The sequence below is a fragment of the Affinibrenneria salicis genome, from assembly GCF_008710095.1.
On the sequence record NZ_VYKJ01000006.1, the window covers coordinates 20,668 to 37,099 of the forward strand.

The 16,432-nt window shown below is 59.3% G+C and carries 16 protein-coding genes; 4 read left to right on the forward strand and 12 right to left on the reverse strand.

Translation table 11 applies throughout. From position 1 onward, the window contains the following. The first annotated feature begins 10 nt into the window (after positions 1–10). Both yhdP and tldD read left to right on the forward strand, forming a co-directional pair. Positions 11–3,877 carry an AsmA2 domain-containing protein YhdP gene (gene yhdP / locus FJU30_RS12805; protein ID WP_150435367.1) on the forward strand — a complete coding sequence of 1,289 codons (3,867 nt, stop codon included), beginning with the start codon at positions 11–13 and terminating at the stop codon, positions 3,875–3,877. Between the two features lie 6 nt (positions 3,878–3,883). After that, a complete protein-coding gene (gene tldD, locus FJU30_RS12810; protein WP_150435368.1) occupies positions 3,884–5,329 on the forward strand; it encodes a metalloprotease TldD in 1,446 nt (481 codons plus the stop codon). A 106-nt stretch (positions 5,330–5,435) separates the two neighbouring features. Here the strand turns inward: tldD and yjgA are convergent, their stop codons facing one another. Continuing rightward, complete coding sequence (yjgA, locus tag FJU30_RS12815) at positions 5,436–5,990, reverse strand: ribosome biogenesis factor YjgA (protein ID WP_150435369.1); 555 nt, start codon at positions 5,988–5,990, stop codon at positions 5,436–5,438. 196 nt (positions 5,991–6,186) lie between these two features. Here yjgA and pmbA point away from each other — a divergent pair, with 196 nt between their 5' ends. After that, complete coding sequence (gene pmbA, locus FJU30_RS12820) at positions 6,187–7,527, forward strand: metalloprotease PmbA (protein ID WP_150435370.1); 1,341 nt, start codon at positions 6,187–6,189, stop codon at positions 7,525–7,527. Between the two features lie 184 nt (positions 7,528–7,711). Further along, on the forward strand, positions 7,712–8,095 hold the full coding sequence (gene cybC, locus FJU30_RS12825; protein ID WP_150435371.1) for a cytochrome b562: 384 nt from the start codon (positions 7,712–7,714) through the stop codon (positions 8,093–8,095). A gap of 57 nt (positions 8,096–8,152) precedes the next feature. On the opposite strand, the gene npr is transcribed toward cybC, so the two are convergent. From npr to FJU30_RS12880, 11 genes are all read right to left on the reverse strand, one after another. Next, positions 8,153–8,425, reverse strand: coding sequence for a PTS phosphocarrier protein NPr (npr, locus tag FJU30_RS12830; RefSeq protein WP_150435372.1), 273 nt, complete (start codon positions 8,423–8,425; stop codon positions 8,153–8,155). Continuing rightward, a complete protein-coding gene (rapZ, locus tag FJU30_RS12835) occupies positions 8,425–9,276 on the reverse strand; it encodes an RNase adapter RapZ (protein ID WP_150435373.1) in 852 nt (283 codons plus the stop codon). The genes npr and rapZ overlap by 1 nt, the downstream gene beginning before the upstream one ends. A gap of 251 nt (positions 9,277–9,527) precedes the next feature. Continuing rightward, positions 9,528–10,010: a PTS IIA-like nitrogen regulatory protein PtsN gene (gene ptsN / locus FJU30_RS12840; RefSeq protein ID WP_150435374.1), complete on the reverse strand. Its 483-nt coding sequence runs from the start codon at positions 10,008–10,010 to the stop codon at positions 9,528–9,530. 102 nt (positions 10,011–10,112) lie between these two features. Further along, a complete protein-coding gene (gene hpf / locus FJU30_RS12845) occupies positions 10,113–10,400 on the reverse strand; it encodes a ribosome hibernation promoting factor (RefSeq protein WP_150435375.1) in 288 nt (95 codons plus the stop codon). Positions 10,401–10,423: 23 nt separating this feature from the next. Continuing rightward, entirely contained in the window at positions 10,424–11,857 is a 1,434-nt protein-coding gene (rpoN, locus tag FJU30_RS12850) for an RNA polymerase factor sigma-54 (RefSeq protein WP_150435376.1), read from the reverse strand. A 51-nt stretch (positions 11,858–11,908) separates the two neighbouring features. Further along, on the reverse strand, positions 11,909–12,634 hold the full coding sequence (lptB, locus tag FJU30_RS12855; protein WP_150435377.1) for an LPS export ABC transporter ATP-binding protein: 726 nt from the start codon (positions 12,632–12,634) through the stop codon (positions 11,909–11,911). Between the two features lie 3 nt (positions 12,635–12,637). After that, complete coding sequence (lptA, locus tag FJU30_RS12860; protein WP_150435378.1) at positions 12,638–13,216, reverse strand: lipopolysaccharide ABC transporter substrate-binding protein LptA; 579 nt, start codon at positions 13,214–13,216, stop codon at positions 12,638–12,640. Then, positions 13,197–13,763 (reverse strand): LPS export ABC transporter periplasmic protein LptC, encoded by a 567-nt coding sequence (lptC, locus tag FJU30_RS12865; RefSeq protein WP_150435379.1) that lies wholly within the window; start codon positions 13,761–13,763, stop codon positions 13,197–13,199. Before lptC ends, lptA begins: the two co-directional genes overlap by 20 nt. Further along, complete coding sequence (kdsC, locus tag FJU30_RS12870; RefSeq protein ID WP_150435380.1) at positions 13,760–14,326, reverse strand: 3-deoxy-manno-octulosonate-8-phosphatase KdsC; 567 nt, start codon at positions 14,324–14,326, stop codon at positions 13,760–13,762. The genes lptC and kdsC overlap by 4 nt, the downstream gene beginning before the upstream one ends. A gap of 93 nt (positions 14,327–14,419) precedes the next feature. Next, the gene (kdsD, locus tag FJU30_RS12875) at positions 14,420–15,406 is read right to left on the reverse strand and encodes an arabinose-5-phosphate isomerase KdsD (RefSeq protein WP_150435381.1); all 987 of its coding nucleotides are present in this window, start codon (positions 15,404–15,406) and stop codon (positions 14,420–14,422) included. Between the two features lie 29 nt (positions 15,407–15,435). Continuing rightward, positions 15,436–16,398, reverse strand: a complete 963-nt coding sequence (locus FJU30_RS12880; RefSeq protein ID WP_150435382.1) for a calcium/sodium antiporter — start codon at positions 16,396–16,398, stop codon at positions 15,436–15,438. Between the last annotated feature and the right edge of the window lie 34 nt (positions 16,399–16,432).

Consider the following 16,432-nt stretch of genomic DNA (forward strand, 5'->3'; position numbering starts at 1 on the left):
GGAGAAATTTGTGAGGCGACTGCCTGGAATCGCATTAGCCACGGCCGCCACGCTGATAGTCATTGTCGCTTTGCTGGTCAGCGCTTTGCGGCTGGCGATGCCGCACCTTGACCAGTTTCGCCCGCGGCTGGTCTCCTGGGCCCAGTCGGCGACGGGCGTCCCGCTGGACATGGCCTCCATTCAGGGGCGCTGGGAGCCGTTCGGGCCGGCGCTGGAAATCCGTAATCTCAGCGCCTCCACGCCGGATGCCGACTGGCGCATCGAGCGCGTGACCCTGGCGCTGGACGTGTGGCAATCGCTGTTGCGCGGGCGCTGGCAGTTTCGCGATCTCACCTTCTATCAGCTGCGGCTTGATCTGAATGCCACACTAACCGGCCAGCGGCCGGACGGTGGGATGATGGCGTCCGATAAGCTCAGCGATTTGTTCCTGCGCCAGTTCGACCATTTTGATCTGCGCGACAGTTATATCGCTTTTCTGACGCCGTCCGGCGCTCAGGCCGAACTGAATATTCCGCAACTGACCTGGCTGAACCAGCGCGAACGCCATCGCGCCGAGGGGCAGATCGGTCTGTCCACCTTTACCGGTCAGCACGGCATCGTCCAGGTGCGTATGGATCTGCACGATAGCAACGAGCTGTTGAATAACGGCACGGTTTATCTGCAGGCCGACGATATCGATATGAAACCCTGGTTCGGCCGCTGGTTGCGCAATAAAACCGGGCTGGAGAGCGCCGATTTTAGTCTGGCCGCCTGGCTGCAGATCCGCGACGGCGATATTGCGTCGGGCGATGTGCTGCTCAACAAAGGGGCGGCGAGCTGGCGCGTTAACGAACAGCAGCATCGTCTGGACGTAGATGCGATGACGGTACACATCGACCGGCAGGCGCAGGGCTGGCAGTTCGACATTCCGGCGCTGAATTTGGCCACCGACGGCGAACGCTGGCCGCGCGGGCGGGTGTCCGCGCTGTGGCTGCCGCAGGCGCAAGCGGAGCAGGAACTGAGGATACGGGCCGGCAACCTGACGCTGGAGCGGGTGGGACCGTTGCTGCCGCTGCTGAACGGCACGACGCCGGCGCTGACCGAGCGCTGGCAGGCGCTGGCGCCCGCCGGTTCGCTGGATCGGCTGGCGCTGGATATCCCGCTCGATAGGCCGGAGCAGACCCGTTTTCAGTTGGCCTGGCGCGACGTGAGCTGGCGTCCGTGGCAGTACGTGCCTGGGATGCAACATTTTTCCGGCGCGCTGAGCGGCAGCGCGGCGCACGGTCGGCTCGACCTGGCGCTGGACAATAGTACGTTGCCCTATGATCGGATGTTCCGCGCGCCGCTGGAAATCGGCCGGGCGCGCGGCGCGCTGACGTGGCGCCATGACCCGCAGGGCTGGTCGCTACAGAGCCGCGGGCTGGACGTGCAGGCGAAGTCTCTGTGGGTGAACGGGGACTTTGATTATCAGCAGCCGGCGCAAGGCGATCCCCGGCTGTCCGTGCTGGCGGGTATTCGTCTGAGCGACGCCGCCGATGCGTGGCGTTACTACCCCGAACCGCTGATGGGCGCCGAGGTGGCCGATTATCTGAGCGGCGCGCTAAAAGGCGGACGCGTCGATAACGCGACGCTGATTTTCAACGGCAATCCGCAGCATTTCCCCTGGCCTCAGCACGACGGACAATTTGAAGTTCAGGTGCCGCTGCGCCAGGCTACCTTTGAATTTCAGCCGGGCTGGCCGGCGCTGACCGATCTGGATATCGATTTAGATTTCGCCAATAGCGGCCTGTGGATGACGGCGCCGCAGATCTGGCTGGGTAAGGTCGAGGGAAAAAATATTCGGGCGGTCATTCCGGATTACCGACAGAGAAAATTACTGATTGACGGCGATTTAAGCGGCAACGGCGTCGACGTCGGAAAATACTTCCTGCAAACGTCGATGAGCGAATCTCTGGGCAGCGTGCTGAATCGGCAGCTGCGCATCGACGGCATGGTGCGGAGCAAACTGCATCTGGATATACCGCTGGACGGCGAGGAAGTGCAGGCCAGCGGCAATGTCGTTCTCAATAATAACCGCCTGACGATCGATGCGCTGAACAGCACGATCAGCAACCTGTCCGGCCAGTTCTGGTATCGCAACGGCGACCTCAGCAGCGATCCGCTGCAGGGCAACTGGCTGGGGCAGCCGGTCGCGCTGAGTTTCACCACCGCCGAACAGGAAAAAGGGTTCCAGGTAAATGTAGAGCTGGCTGGCGACTGGTCGCCTGCGCGTCTGCCCGGCCTGCCGAAAGCGGCGGCGGCGCAGTTGAGCGGCAGCGTGCCGTGGAAAAGTCAGGTCGCCATCAATTTACCACATAAGGGCTCTCCGTCTTATGAAGTCGATCTGCGAGCCGATCTAAAGAAAGTAAGCAGTCACTTACTTTTGCCGCTGGAAAAAAGCGCCGGCAACGGACTGACGCTGCAGGCAAAGGCGAAAGGCGGTATGCACGGCTTCATTTTGTCCGGCAGCAGCGGTAAGGATTCGTTGTTCAACAGTGAGTGGTCGCTCGGCAACCACAGCATCGCGCTGACCCGAGGCCGCTGGCAGCGCGGGGTGAAAAAGATACCGGCGCTGCCTGAACAATCCGAATTTGAAATGAATTTACCCGCGCTGGACGGTGAAAACTGGCTGGCGCTGTGGTCGGCGCTGGGGACGTCCGAAGGCGGGAAAACGGGCGGCATGGCCAATTTCCGCCTGCCGGCAAGGATGACGCTGCGCACGCCCGCGCTGCGTCTGTTCGGCCAGCAGTGGCACGATCTCAGCATCAGCAGCGCAAATGCCTTTAACGGCGTCGACGTCGCGTTGCGCGGCAAAGAGATCGACATGCGGCTGAGCGCGGCGGGCAGCGGCGCATGGCGCAGCGCAATCCGCTATTTGTATTACAATCCTCAGTGGCAAAATGACGAACCCACCAGTCCGGTGGCGCTGGCGCAGCAGCGTTCGCCGCTGAACACCCGGTCGATTCGTTTTCAGGACTGGCCGGCGCTGGAGATAGACTGCCAGCAGTGCTGGATTATGGGACAGAACTTCGGTCATATTCAGGCGAAGCTGACGCCGCAGCAGGATAAGCTGCTGCTTAGCGACGGCGTTGTGGATACCGGCAAAGCGCGGATGACGGTGGAAGGGAGCTGGCAGCAGGGCCCGGAAGGCGCGCGCACCGCGCTGAAGGGGCGTCTGTCGGGCGACAGTCTGGACGCCAACGCCGCCTGGTTCGGCGTTGAAACGCCGCTCAATGCGAATAATTTCACCGTCGATTACGATCTTTACTGGGGCGGCGAACCGTGGCGACCGGATATCCCCACGCTAAGCGGCGTGCTGCACAGTCAGATCGGCAAGGGTCATATCGCCAACGTCGGCGCCGGTCAGGCCGGTCAGCTGTTGCGGCTGGTCAGTTTCGACTCTTTGCTGCGTAAGCTACAGTTTGATTTCAGCGATACCTTCAGCAAGGGATTCTGGTTTGACTCCGTTCGCAGCACTTCATGGATCAAAGACGGCGTGCTGCATACTGACGATACGCTGGTGGACGGGCTGGAAGCGGATATCGCCATGCGCGGCCAGGTGGACCTGGTGCGGCGTCAGATTGAGATGGAGGCGGTGATCGCGCCGGAAATCTCGGCCACCGTTGGCGTCGCCACCGCCTTTGTGATAAACCCGGTGGTCGGGGCAGCGGTATTTGCCGCCAGTAAAGTACTGGCGCCGTTGTGGAACAAGATTTCGCTGATCCGCTATCAGATTTCCGGTAGCCTGGATCAGCCGAAGGTTAAGGAAGTCCTGCGCGAGCCGCATAAAGCGCCGGCGCGGCAGGATTACCCGCAGGAGGCGCAAAGCGCGCCTTCCGCATCATCCAATAAAGAGTAAAAACATATGAGTCTGACGTTCGTCAGTGAGCAATTACTTACTGCCAATAAACTGAGCCATCAGGATCTTGAGTCTCTGTTAGGTCTGTTAAATGAGCGCCACCTGGATTATGCCGACCTCTATTTCCAGTCCAGCTATCATGAATCCTGGGTGCTGGAAGACCGTATTATTAAAAACGGCTCCTGGCATATCGATCAGGGCGTCGGGGTGCGTGCGGTAAGCGGTGAAAAAACCGGCTTTGCCTATGCCGACCAGATTACGCTGCAGGCGCTGCAGCAGAGCGCGCAGGCCGCGCGCAGCATCGTGCGCGAACAGGGGACGGGAAAGGCCCATACGCTGGGCGCGGTGGCGCATCCGCAGCTTTATCCGCAGGCTAATCCGCTGGATAGTCTGAGCCGCGAAGATAAAATCGCGCTGCTGCAGCGCGTCGATCGCGTTGCGCGGGCGCAGGACGCGCGGGTGCAGGAGGTCAGCGCCAGCCTGACCGGCGTGTATGAGCTGGTGCTGGTGGCGGCGACGGACGGCACGCTGGCGGCGGATGTCCGCCCGCTGGTGCGTCTGTCGGTCAGCGTGCTGGTGGAAGATCAGGGCAAACGCGAGCGCGGCGGCGGCGGCGGCGGCGCCCGCTGCGGCTATGAATTTTTCCTGCAGGATGCGGACGGCGAAATGCGTGCCGACGCCTGGGCCAGAGACGCGGTGCGCATGGCGCTGGTCAATCTTTCTGCGGTAGCGGCGCCCGCCGGTTCGATGCCGGTGGTGCTGGGCGCCGGCTGGCCGGGCGTACTGCTGCATGAGGCGGTAGGCCACGGGCTGGAAGGCGATTTTAACCGGCGCGGGACGTCGGTGTTCAGTGGACAGATGGGCAATCTGGTGGCGTCGGAGCTGTGCACCGTGGTGGATGACGGTACGCTCAACGGCCTGCGCGGTTCACTGGCGATGGATGACGAAGGCGTGCCGGGGCAGTACAACGTGCTGATCGAAAAAGGCATTCTGAAAGGCTATATGCAGGACAAGCTGAATGCGCGTCTGATGGGGATGGCGCCGACCGGCAACGGCCGGCGAGAATCCTACGCGCATCTGCCGATGCCGCGCATGACCAATACCTATATGCTGGCCGGCAACTCGACGCCGGAAGAGATCATCGCCAGCGTGGAGTACGGCCTGTATGCGCCGAATTTCGGCGGCGGTCAGGTGGACATCACCTCCGGCAAGTTCGTGTTTTCGACCTCGGAAGCGTATCTGATCGAAAAAGGCCGGGTTACCACAGCGGTGAAAGGGGCGACGCTAATCGGTTCCGGTATCGAAGCGATGCAGCAAATTTCCATGGTGGGCAACGATCTGGCGCTGGATAAAGGGGTCGGCGTCTGCGGTAAGGAAGGCCAAAGCCTGCCGGTGGGCGTGGGCCAGCCGACGCTCAAACTGGACGCGTTGACCGTCGGCGGCACGGCCTGAGCCGCTGGCTGACGGGGCAAGGCCGGCGCCGGGCCGGTCGTTTGCGGCCCGAACCGTACGCCCGGCGTGCTGTTTTCGGCGGGCGCGCCGCTGAACGGCGACGGCGTTAGTCGTTGCTCTCCGCCAGTTCGCGCAGATATTGGTAAATCTGCCGGGCGGACTTCGGCGCTTTGCCGGCGGCCTGTTCCTTTTGCGCATTGCGCACCAGCGAACGCAACTGCTGGCGGTCGGCGTTCGGATACAGTTCCAGCACCTCGGTAATCGCCTCATCGCCAGTGGCCAGCAGGCCGTCGCGCAGCTGTTCCAGCTTGTGGAATAACACCACCTGCTGATTGTGGCGGTTTTTCAGTTTATCCAGCGCGGTCTGGATGGGTTCCGGGTCGCGGGCGCGCAGCATTTTGCCAATCAGCTGGATCTGACGGCGTCGGCCCTCTTTCTTGATGCGCTGAGCCAGTTCAATGGCGGCGAGCAGATCGTCATCGAGCGGAATTTTTTCCAGCGCGTTTTTGCCCAGTTCAACCAGTTCCACGCCAAGATCTTTCAGAGCTTCGGCATCGCGCTTAATTTCGCTTTTGCTGACCCAGATGATCTCATCATCATCGTCGTTATCATCCTGCCGGGCCGGGATTTCATCCTGCCAGTCTTCGGGGTGTTTATTCATGGTGGCTCCCTAAAAAAGAGGCTGATCCTATCAGGTTATTGGGCTTTCTGCGAAATTGTTGACGGATCCTGTTAGACTCAATCTCAGTATGCTACACCTTTTCAGGCGGGCCGGGGTCGCGATGCGTCGGCGGAAAAAGCGCCGCGCGCGTGGCGCCCCGGCCTGAAAGGCTCTCCACATTCATTATGGCAGATCGATGACAGTAATCACTCAAGTTGCAGAACAGCGTAAAGCGCTGGAACAGGCGGTGGCTCAGGCTCTGGAGCTGGCGCGAGCGGGTTCGGACGCGGCGGAAGTCGCGGTAACCAAAACCACCGGCATCGGTGTCAGCACGCGTTATGGTGAAGTCGAAAACGTTGAATTCAATAGCGACGGCGCGCTGGGCATCACGGTGTATGCCCGCCAGCGTAAAGGCAGCGCTTCCTCTACCGATCTGAGCCCGGACGCGATTGCCCGCACCGTGCGCGCGGCGCTGGACATCGCCCGCTATACGTCGGAAGACCCGTGCGCCGGCCCGGCGGAGAAAGAATTGCTGGCTTTCGAGGCGCCCGATCTTGATTTGTTTCACCCGGCCGAACTGGACGCCGAACGCGGTATTGAACTGGCTGCGCGCGCCGAGCAGGCGGCGCTGGCGGCGGATAAGCGCATCACCAATACCGAAGGCGGCAGTTTTAACAGTCACTATGGCATTAAGGTGTTCGGCAACAGCCACGGTATGTTGCAAAGCTACTGTTCCAGCCGCCATTCGATGTCCAGCTGCGTCATCGCCGGACTGAACGGCGAGATGGAGCGCGACTACGCCTACACCATTGGCCGTGCGCTCGACGACTTGCGCACGCCCGAATGGGTCGGCGCCGAATGCGCTCGCCGCACTCTGGCGCGCATGGCGCCGCGTAAACTGCCGACCATGCGTGCGCCGGTGCTGTTCGCCGCCGAGGTGGCGACCGGGCTGTTCGGCCATCTGGTCGGCGCGATCAGCGGCAGCAGCGTTTACCGTAAATCGACGTTCCTGCTGGATCAACTCGGTCAGCAGATTTTGCCGCAGTGGCTGACCATCGAAGAGTTGCCGCATCTGCCGAAAGGGCTGGCCTCCACGCCGTTTGACAGTGAAGGCGTGCGCACCGAACGGCGCGAGATAGTACGCGCCGGCGTGCTGCAAACCTGGCTGCTGACCAGCTACGCGGCGCGTAAGCTGGGACTGCGCAGCACCGGCCATGCAGGCGGCATTCACAACTGGCGCATCGCCGGCCAGGGCGACGATTTCGACGCGCTGCTGAAAAAGATGGACAAAGGTCTGCTGGTGACGGAGCTGATGGGCCAGGGCGTGAGCGCGGTCACCGGCGACTATTCGCGCGGCGCCTCCGGATTTTGGGTCGAAAACGGCGAGATTCAGTATCCGGTCAGCGAGATCACTATTGCCGGCAACCTCAGGGATATGCTGCGTAATATCGTCACCGTCGGCGATGATATCGAAACGCGCAGCAATATTCAGTGCGGTTCGCTGTTGCTGCCGGAGATGAAGATCGCCGGGCAGTAAGCCCGCAGGCCGCCGGCATCGTGCCGGCGCGCCGTTCTTTAACCTTCCTTACAAAAACCTGTCGTTGATTTACCCTTACATCCTCTATGTTTAAGCTGCGTCTGTAAGCGCCGCCGGCAATGACTTATATAACAGCCTGGCTCCGATGCTATTTACGTTGGTTAACACTATCTGGAAGGTGAGCATGAATAAAAAACTAAAGACGTTGGCGCTGGCCGCCTTGTTGGGCGTCAGTTCGCTGGCGCTGGCGGATATCGCCGATGATATGGACATTATCGCGGATAATTACGCAAGCGCGCTGAAAGCGGATAACGCCGGAGATTTCCAGCAAAGCCTGCAAAAGATGCGCGCAGCGGCGCTGGATTCCCGGCAGAAAACGCCGCCGGTGCTGGACGGCAAGGCGGAGGATAGCGCGGAGATGAAAGATTACCGTCACGGTATGGATATCCTGATCGGCCAGATTGATCAGGCGCAGGCGCTGGCGAATCAGGGCAAGCTGGAAGACGCCAAACGGCTGGCGCGGGACTTTAAACAAACCCGCGACCTGTACCACAAGAAATACCGTTAACGATGAGGGCTCTGCCGTTGCGGCGGGTCATCGGGAGGATCTGCTCGCGCCGGGGCGCTAATCTTCGTCAAACCCGGCGTCGAACAGCTCGATAACGGCGGCCAGCGCCTGCTGTTCGTCAGCGCCGCTGGCCTCTATCTCAATATGGCGGCCTTTGGCGGAATCGAGCATCAGCATGGCGATGACGCTGCTGGCCTCCGCTTCCGTGCCGCTTTCGTTGCGCAACAGTACGTCGGCCTGAAAGCTTTGCACCAGTTCAAACAGCTTCATGGCCGGACGAGCATGCATGCCCAGCCGATTTTTTATTTCAACGGTTTGCCGTACAGTCATTATTTGCGTTTTTCCAGCGTGCGGTGTCGGGACTGGACGTTTTTGCCGCGCGAGCGGAAATAGTCGGCCAGCTGCTCTGCGACGTAGACCGAACGGTGTTTGCCGCCGGTACAGCCGATGGCCACCGTCAGGTAACTGCGATTATTGGTTTCCAGCATCGGCAGCCACAGTTCCAGATAGCTACGCGTCTGGTAGATAAAGTTATGTACTTCGGTGTGGCGGTCGAGGAAGGCGGCGACTGGTTTATCCAACCCGGTCATCGGGCGCAGCTTCGGATCCCAATGCGGGTTGGGCAGGAAACGTACGTCGAATACGTAGTCGGCGTCGATGGGGATACCGTGCTTGTAGCCGAACGATTCGAACACCATCGTCAGTTCGCGTTCCCGTTTACCCAGCAGTCGGGTGCGCAGCATCTCGGCCAGCTCGTGCACGGACATTTCCGAGGTATCGATGATCAAGTCCGCGCGCGAACGCAGCGGCTCCAGTAAATCATTCTCTTCATCGATAGCGCTTTCCAGCGAAAGATTCTTGCTGGACAGCGGATGCAGGCGGCGGGTATCGCTATAGCGACGGATGAGAGTATTGCGATCGGCATCCAGAAACAGCAACTGCGGCGAAAACCCCTGCGGCAGCTGCGTCATGGCATGCTCGAAGATTTCCGGCGATTCGGGCATATTGCGCACATCGATACTGACCGCGGCGGAAATATTGCGCTCCGCCAGCGTCGCGGCCAGCGACGGCAACAGCACCACCGGCAGGTTATCGACGCAATAGAACCCCATGTCTTCCAGCGCGCGTAGCGCCACGGATTTTCCTGAACCGGAACGACCACTGACGATCATCAGCACCATATGACGTCACCCCCTGGCAAAAATGGCAGCTCAGCCGCTGCCACCGTCTGGATAAAGATTTATCCGGCGCGTGCCGGAATTCGCTCGCGTAGCGTCGGCCATGACGGCAGGTTCGGCATTAATGCTGGCAGCCCTGCCCGCGTACGGCCGCTGTCCCCGTCATTTTCAGGCGGCAGGAGCGCCGGTCGCGCGCGTTCACCGCGCTCAACGCGCGGGCGCTGTTCGCCCGCGGCTTTCCTGCGCCTCAGGAACTATTCGGTTTGCTCCGTTTCCGTCATGATCTGATAAAGCGCTTCGTCGCTCTGCGCCGCGCGTAACCGGCGGCAGATGGTTTTATCAGCCAGACGTTCGGCCACTAACGACAAGGTATGTAAGTGGGTTTTACATTGATCCAGCGGAACCAGCAAGGCAAATAACAGATCAACAGGTTGATTATCAATGGCGTCAAAGGCGATGGGCTGTTCCAGCTGGATGAATACGCCGATAGCATCCTGAGTTTCGTCATTTTTCAGTTTGCCGTGCGGAATGGCGATGCCGTTGCCGATACCGGTACTGCCGACGCGTTCGCGGGTGAGTATCGCATCAAACACGGTTTGCGCCGGCAGGTTTAGCTGCTGAGCCGCCAGTTCACTGATGATTTCCAGCGCCCGTTTCTTACTCTGGCACTGGACGGAACAGCGGGTACAGGACTGACGCAGGACGCTGCTCAATTGTAAAACGGGATCGTTGTTCATTTGGTTTTCACTTAACGACATGTTCACCGCAGAAACCGTCAGCCCGGGCGCGGCGCCCCGGGCTGACAGGAGAAATAGAGGCCGCTTAACCGGCGCGGAGAATCAGTGTTGTTTAAGTTTATCCTTGTGTTTGGTTAATTGCCTGGCGAGTTTATCGATCAGCAAATCAATGGCGGCGTACATATCGTCTTCTTCCGATGTGGCATGCAGCTCGCCGCCGTTGACGTAGATAGTGGCATCGGCAATCTGCTGCACTTTTTCCACTTTCAGGATCACATTGACCTGGATGATGCGATCGAAATATTGCTCGAGTTTGGCAAACTTGCTATTCACAAAGTCGCGCAGGGCATCGGTAATTTCAACATGGTGTCCGGTAATATTGAGCTGCATAGCGTCTTCCTTCTCTGTTTTGGTCAGACCAGTTGTTTACGCTGATTTGACGGCGGGATGGACAAAGACTCTCGATATTTTGCTACGGTACGACGCGCCACAATGATTCCCTGCTCGGCGAGCAGCGTGGTCAGCTTACTGTCGCTTAACGGTTTGGCTGGATTCTCGGCGCCAATCAATTTCTTCACCAGGGCCCGGATAGCGGTGGAGGAAGCCTCGCCGCCGCTGTCGGTGCTTACATGGCTGGAGAAGAAATATTTTAATTCAAAGATACCGCGCGGACTGTGTAAAAACTTCTGCGTGGTGACGCGTGAAATGGTGGACTCATGCATTTCCACCGCCTGGGCGATATCGGCCAGCACCATTGGGCGCATATATTCTTCACCCTGTTCGAAAAAGGCCTGCTGTTGCTCCACAATACAGCGCGTTACTTTCAGCAGCGTATCGTTGCGGCTTTCCAGGCTCTTAATCAGCCAGCGCGCTTCCTGCAGGTGGCTGCGAATGAACTGACCGTCGCTGTCGCTGCGCGCGCTGTTGCCGATGGCGGCATACTGTTGGTTGATCTGCAGACGGGGAATGCTTTCGGTGTTGAGTTCCACCGTCCAGCGGCCGTGCGCTTTGCGCACCAGCACATCGGGAATTATGTATTCGGATTCGCTGGTATTGACGGACTGACCCGGCCTTGGGTCGAGCGACTGAATTAACGTCAGCGCTTCCTTAAGCACCTCTTCTTTTAGGCGCGTGGCGCGAATCAGGCTGCGGAAATCATGGTTGGCCAGCAGATCGAGATGCTCGCTGACGATCAGTTGCGCTTCTTTCAGCCACGGCGTATCCCCGGCGAATTGCGATAGCTGGATCAGCAGACAGTCGCGGAGGTCGCGGGCGGCGACGCCCACCGGGTCGAAACGCTGAATGCGTTTGAGCACCGCTTCGACTTCATCCAGCGTGACGTTTTCATCGCCGATGCTGTCGAGAATATCCTCCAGCGGGACGGTCAGGTAACCGGTATTGTCCACCGCGTCGACGATCGAGGTGGCGATGGCCGCGTCGGTGTCGGAAAACGGCGTCAGCTCCACCTGCCACATCAGATAGTCCTGCAGGGTCTGGGTGGTTTCCCCCTGATAGACCGGCAGCTCTTCCGCGCGGTAGTCGGTGCCGGTGCCGGACGGCGTGCCGGCGCTGTAAACTTCGTCCCAGGTGGCGTCCAGCGGCAGCTCATCCGGCATATCTTTTTGTTCGAGCGCTTCCCGGGTATCCAGCGATTCGCTGTCGCTGGTTTCATACGTATCGATCTCGTCGTGAGTATCGGCCTGTTCGAGGAGTGGGTTGCTCTCCAGCGCAAGCTGTATCTCCTGCTGGAGTTCAAGCGTAGACAATTGCAACAGACGAATCGCCTGCTGTAGCTGTGGTGTCATTGCCAGTTGCTGACTGAGCCTGAGTTGCAAACCTTGCTTCATAAATAGCGCCAACGTTCCTTATGGGATATGTAACATAAACAAGCCACCCTATCAGAGTCGGAAGCCTTCGCCCAGATAGACGCGTTTTACCTGCTCATCCTCCAGGATGGTGGCGGGGGAGCCATGTGCGATGAGGTGCCCCTGACTGACGATATAAGCGCGCTCGCAGACATCCAGGGTTTCACGCACGTTGTGATCGGTTATCAGCACCCCGAGACCGCTGTCGCGCAGGTGTTCTATGATTTTTTTTATATCAATAACCGAAATGGGGTCAACCCCGGCAAAGGGTTCGTCCAGCAGAATAAATTTGGGATTGGCCGCCAGCGCTCGGGCAATTTCCACCCTGCGCCGTTCGCCGCCGGACAGCGCCTGGCCCAGGCTGTCGCGCAGGTGCGCGATATGGAACTCTTCCATCAGTTCGTCGGCGCGATCGTTTTGCTGCTCCGGCGTTAGATCCTTACGGATCTGCAGGATCGCCATCAGGTTGTCATAGACGCTCAGGCGGCGGAAGATCGAGGCTTCCTGCGGCAGATAGCCGATACCGCGCCGCGCGCGATCGTGCAGCGGCAGCAGGCTGATATCCTCGTCATCGATGGTAATTTTACCTTCATCACGCGAAACGATGCCAACGACCATGTAAAACGTGGTGGTTTTACCTGCGCCGTTCGGGCCTAACAAGCCGACAATCTCACCGGAGTTCACGGTCAGACTGACGTCTTCCACTACCCGACGGCCTTTATAGGCCTTAGCCAGTTTTTCTGCGATTAATGTTGCCATAGATTATTCAAAGACTCTTTTTTGCGGATTCTTCTGCGCGCCGGAGGCGGGCGCCGTCTGGTTGCCCTTATCCTGCAGCTGCGACGGCACCAGCACGGTGGTCACCCGGTTGCCTTTATCGCTGAAGGCTTCCATCTGCTGCAGTTTGACGCGATAAGTAATGCGGTCGCCCTTCACGTTGCTGTCCAGCTGTTCGAGATAAGCGTTACCCGTCAGGACAACAAAATCGTTCGCCAGTTCATAACGCATTTTCTGCGCGTGGCCTTTGACCGGCTTGCCGCTGTCCTGCATCTGATAGAACGTTACCGGATTGCCGAAACCTTCAATCACTTCCTGACCTTTATCGCCCTGCGCGCGGGTCACCACTACTTTATCGGCTTTGATTTCAATGGTGCCCTGTTTGACCACCACATTACCGCTGAACGTCACGGTATTGCCCTGCATATCCAGCGACTGCTGGGCGGAATCGATATGAATAGGCTGGCTGGTATCCCCTTGCAGGGCCATAGCCGGAACGCTTATAGCTAACAGCGAGCTGGCGATCAGGGCATGTCTCATCGTGTTACGGGTTCTGAATTTCATAGGAAGTCTTTACCTTTTCGATCAACTCGGCTGTTCTGTTGCGCAGATTGCCGCGCATTTTCATACCGTTCGAGGTGAAACTGGCGCCGTACAGGGTCACTTCATCATCCGAAGAGATATCCTGGGTGACCAGATTAACCTGGGCGTTATCCGTTTTTATCCGCTCCAGCTGCGAGTCTGTCGTCAGGCTGTTCACCTCGACGTGACCCTGCAGGTAGAGCATTCTGTCCCTGGTAAGTCTGGCGCGATCGGCGCGTACTGACCAGGTTGCCGCGCCCTGCTCGTTAAACAGCGTGGCGACCGGCTGGGTGAACCAGCTGAGCTGATCGTCGGCAAAGTATTCGACCTTATCGGACACCAGCTTGTAATTCAGGTTGCCCTGCGGGCTGTAGACGACGGTCACCGTATGCTGGCTGGTATAGGCCGGCGCGCTGGCTGCGCTATCGGCCAGATTCACCTCATCGTCGCTGTCGGTCAGGTTAAGACCGATCAACACCAGCGCCACCAGCGCCAGCAGGGCCGTCAGCCACCGTGTGCTTCTGCTCATATTGACAGCCCTTTGGCATGCTCCAGCTTGTTCTGCGCGAACAGGATCAGGTCGCATAGCTCGCGTACGGCGCCGCGACCTCCCGCAATGCGCGTCACATAATCCGCTTTGGGCAGCAGCAGCGGATGCGCGTCGGCCACGGCCACGCTCAACCCCACCTGACGCATTACCGGCCAGTCGATCAGATCGTCGCCGATATAGGCGACCTGGTCGGCCGTCAGAGACAGTTTATCCAACAGATCGCGGAAGGCCAAAATCTTATCGGACTGTCCCTGGTAAAGATGGGTAATCCCCAGCGTATCGCACCTGTCGGTCAGCAGCTTCGCCTGACGGCCGGTAATAATGGCGACTTCGATATCGGAGGTCAGCAGGCAGCGGATGCCGTAGCCGTCGCGCACGTTGAACGCTTTCAGTTCTTCGCCGCTGTTGCCCATATAAATCAGGCCGTCCGACATCACGCCGTCGACGTCGCAAATCAGCAGACGGATCGTCCCGGCCTTCGCCAGCACCTGCCGGCTGACCGGTCCGTAGCAGGTTTGCGCATATGCGCTGCTTTCACTCATGCACTCATATTCCTGGTTAACACAGCGGCGGCTCGTTACCGGCGCGCTGAAAAAGCCGGCCCGGCGACGGGTCGGCGTGTTTTCTGTATAGCGTTATACCACACCCGCGCGCAGCATATCGTGCATATGCACTAATCCCAGCAGTTGATCGCCCTGCGCCACCAGCAGCGAGGTGATATGACGCGACTGCATGAGGTTGAGCGCGTCAACCGCCAGCGTTTGCGGCGTGACGCGAACGCCGCCGCGCGTCATCACGTCTTTGATGCCGGCGTTGTTCAGGTCGATGCCCTGATCGAACACCCGGCGTAAATCGCCGTCGGTAAAGATGCCCTCGATCCGCATGTCGTCGTCGCAAATCACCGTCATTCCGAGGTTTTTCCGCGTGATTTCCACCAGCGCCTCGCGTAGCGACGCGTCGTGCGTGACGTGCGGGATTTCGTCGCCGGTATGCATAATATCGCTGACCCGCAGCAGCAGCTTGCGGCCCAGCGCGCCGCCGGGATGCGATAATGCGAAATCTTCGGCGGTAAAGCCGCGCGCCTGCAGCAGCGCCACCGCGAGCGCGTCGCCCATCACCAGCGTCGCCGTGGTGCTGCTGGTGGGCGCCAGGCCCAGCGGACAGGCTTCCTGCGGCACGTGAGTGCACAGGTGGATATCCGCCACTTTGCCCATTGAGCTATCCGGGTTGCCGGTCATGCAAATCAGCGGCACCTGCAGGCGTTTCAGCACCGCCACCAGCGCCATAATCTCGTGCGACTCGCCGGAGTTCGAAATGGCGATGACGATATCCTGGCTGGTGACCATACCCAGGTCGCCGTGGCTGGCTTCCCCCGGATGAACGAAGAACGACGGGGTGCCGGTGCTGGCGAAGGTGGCGGCCATTTTACAACCGATGTGGCCTGATTTGCCCATCCCCATGACCACCACTTTACCCTGGCAGTAAAACATTTTTTCGCAGGCGCGGGTAAAGTTCTCGTCAATGTATTGATCCAACTGCGCCAGCGCTTCGCGTTCGATACGCAGAACCTGTTTACCCGCCTGCTGAAAATCAAATCCGGGTTGTAATTGAAAATGTGACATACGCTAATCCTGACGGTTGTGAGGACCGATTAAGAAAAAAAATACAGTGCCGCGAGCCAGGCGACAAAGCCGCACAGCAGCAGGGCGCCGGCGCCCTGGCTGATGCTGTGCCGCAGTCTGAGGCACAGCGCGGCCAGCAATACGCTGGCGCCGAGCATCACCCAGTAATCGCGCTGAAAGGCCAGCGGATTCACCGCGCCGGGCGACAGCAGCGCCGGCGCGCCCAGTACGATCGCAATATTAAAGATATTCGAGCCGATGAGGTTGCCCAGCGCAATGTCATCTTCCCGTTTCAGCGTGCCGACGATGGCCGTGGCCAGTTCGGGCAGGCTGGTGCCTATCGCCAGCACGGTCAGCCCGATGGCCAGCTCGCTGATGGCGAAATGGCGGGCGATCACGGTGGCGTTGTCCACCACGATGCGCGCGGCCAGCGGCAGAATAATTAGCGCCAGAATCAGCCACAGGCAGGCCACGGTGGGCGAACTGCCGCGCGGCAACTCTTCCAGTTGTTCCCGCGTCAGGCTGTCGTTGCCCTCTTGCTGCGCCAGGCGCGCCATTTTTAACATCAACAAGCCAGACAGTAATGCCGTGGCCAGCAGGATGGCGCCGTCCAACCTGCTAAGATAGTTATCATGCAGCAGAAAACCGCACAGCGCCGTCACCAGCAGCATTAACGGCAATTCGCGGCGCAGCAGCGCCGAATGGAAGGTGAGCGGACGAATGAGCGCCGCGCAGCCGAGTATCAGCAGAATATTGATGATGTTCGAGCCTAGCACGTTGCCGATGGCCATATCGTTTTGGTGATTCAAGCCGGCTGTCAGGGATACCATCAATTCGGGCAGCGACGTGCCCATCCCCACGATGATCGTCCCGATGATCAGCGGGGAAATATTCAGCGAATGGGCCAGCACCGCCGCGCCATATACCAGCCGGTCGGCACCATACACTAACAGCAGCAAACCAACGAGCAAGAGAACTGTAGCAAAAAGCATGCAGCATCCTTTATTCAGGTATAATCACCGATCC

Excerpts from the sequence above, each read along its gene's own strand:
- kdsD (WP_150435381.1), bottom strand. The coding sequence starts at position 15,406 with ATGTCACATTTTCAATTACAACCCGGATTTGATTTTCAGCAGGCGGGT.
- tldD (WP_150435368.1), top strand. The coding sequence starts at position 3,884 with ATGAGTCTGACGTTCGTCAGTGAGCAATTACTTACTGCCAATAAACTG.
- lptC (WP_150435379.1), bottom strand. The coding sequence starts at position 13,763 with ATGAGCAGAAGCACACGGTGGCTGACGGCCCTGCTGGCGCTGGTGGCG.
- yjgA (WP_150435369.1), bottom strand. The coding sequence starts at position 5,990 with ATGAATAAACACCCCGAAGACTGGCAGGATGAAATCCCGGCCCGGCAG.
- FJU30_RS12880 (WP_150435382.1), bottom strand. The coding sequence starts at position 16,398 with ATGCTTTTTGCTACAGTTCTCTTGCTCGTTGGTTTGCTGCTGTTAGTG.
- ptsN (WP_150435374.1), bottom strand. The coding sequence starts at position 10,010 with ATGAACAACGATCCCGTTTTACAATTGAGCAGCGTCCTGCGTCAGTCC.
- lptB (WP_150435377.1), bottom strand. The coding sequence starts at position 12,634 with ATGGCAACATTAATCGCAGAAAAACTGGCTAAGGCCTATAAAGGCCGT.
- rpoN (WP_150435376.1), bottom strand. The coding sequence starts at position 11,857 with ATGAAGCAAGGTTTGCAACTCAGGCTCAGTCAGCAACTGGCAATGACA.
- npr (WP_150435372.1), bottom strand. The coding sequence starts at position 8,425 with ATGACTGTACGGCAAACCGTTGAAATAAAAAATCGGCTGGGCATGCAT.
- lptA (WP_150435378.1), bottom strand. The coding sequence starts at position 13,216 with ATGAAATTCAGAACCCGTAACACGATGAGACATGCCCTGATCGCCAGC.
- cybC (WP_150435371.1), top strand. The coding sequence starts at position 7,712 with ATGAATAAAAAACTAAAGACGTTGGCGCTGGCCGCCTTGTTGGGCGTC.
- rapZ (WP_150435373.1), bottom strand. The coding sequence starts at position 9,276 with ATGGTGCTGATGATCGTCAGTGGTCGTTCCGGTTCAGGAAAATCCGTG.
- hpf (WP_150435375.1), bottom strand. The coding sequence starts at position 10,400 with ATGCAGCTCAATATTACCGGACACCATGTTGAAATTACCGATGCCCTG.
- kdsC (WP_150435380.1), bottom strand. The coding sequence starts at position 14,326 with ATGAGTGAAAGCAGCGCATATGCGCAAACCTGCTACGGACCGGTCAGC.
- pmbA (WP_150435370.1), top strand. The coding sequence starts at position 6,187 with ATGACAGTAATCACTCAAGTTGCAGAACAGCGTAAAGCGCTGGAACAG.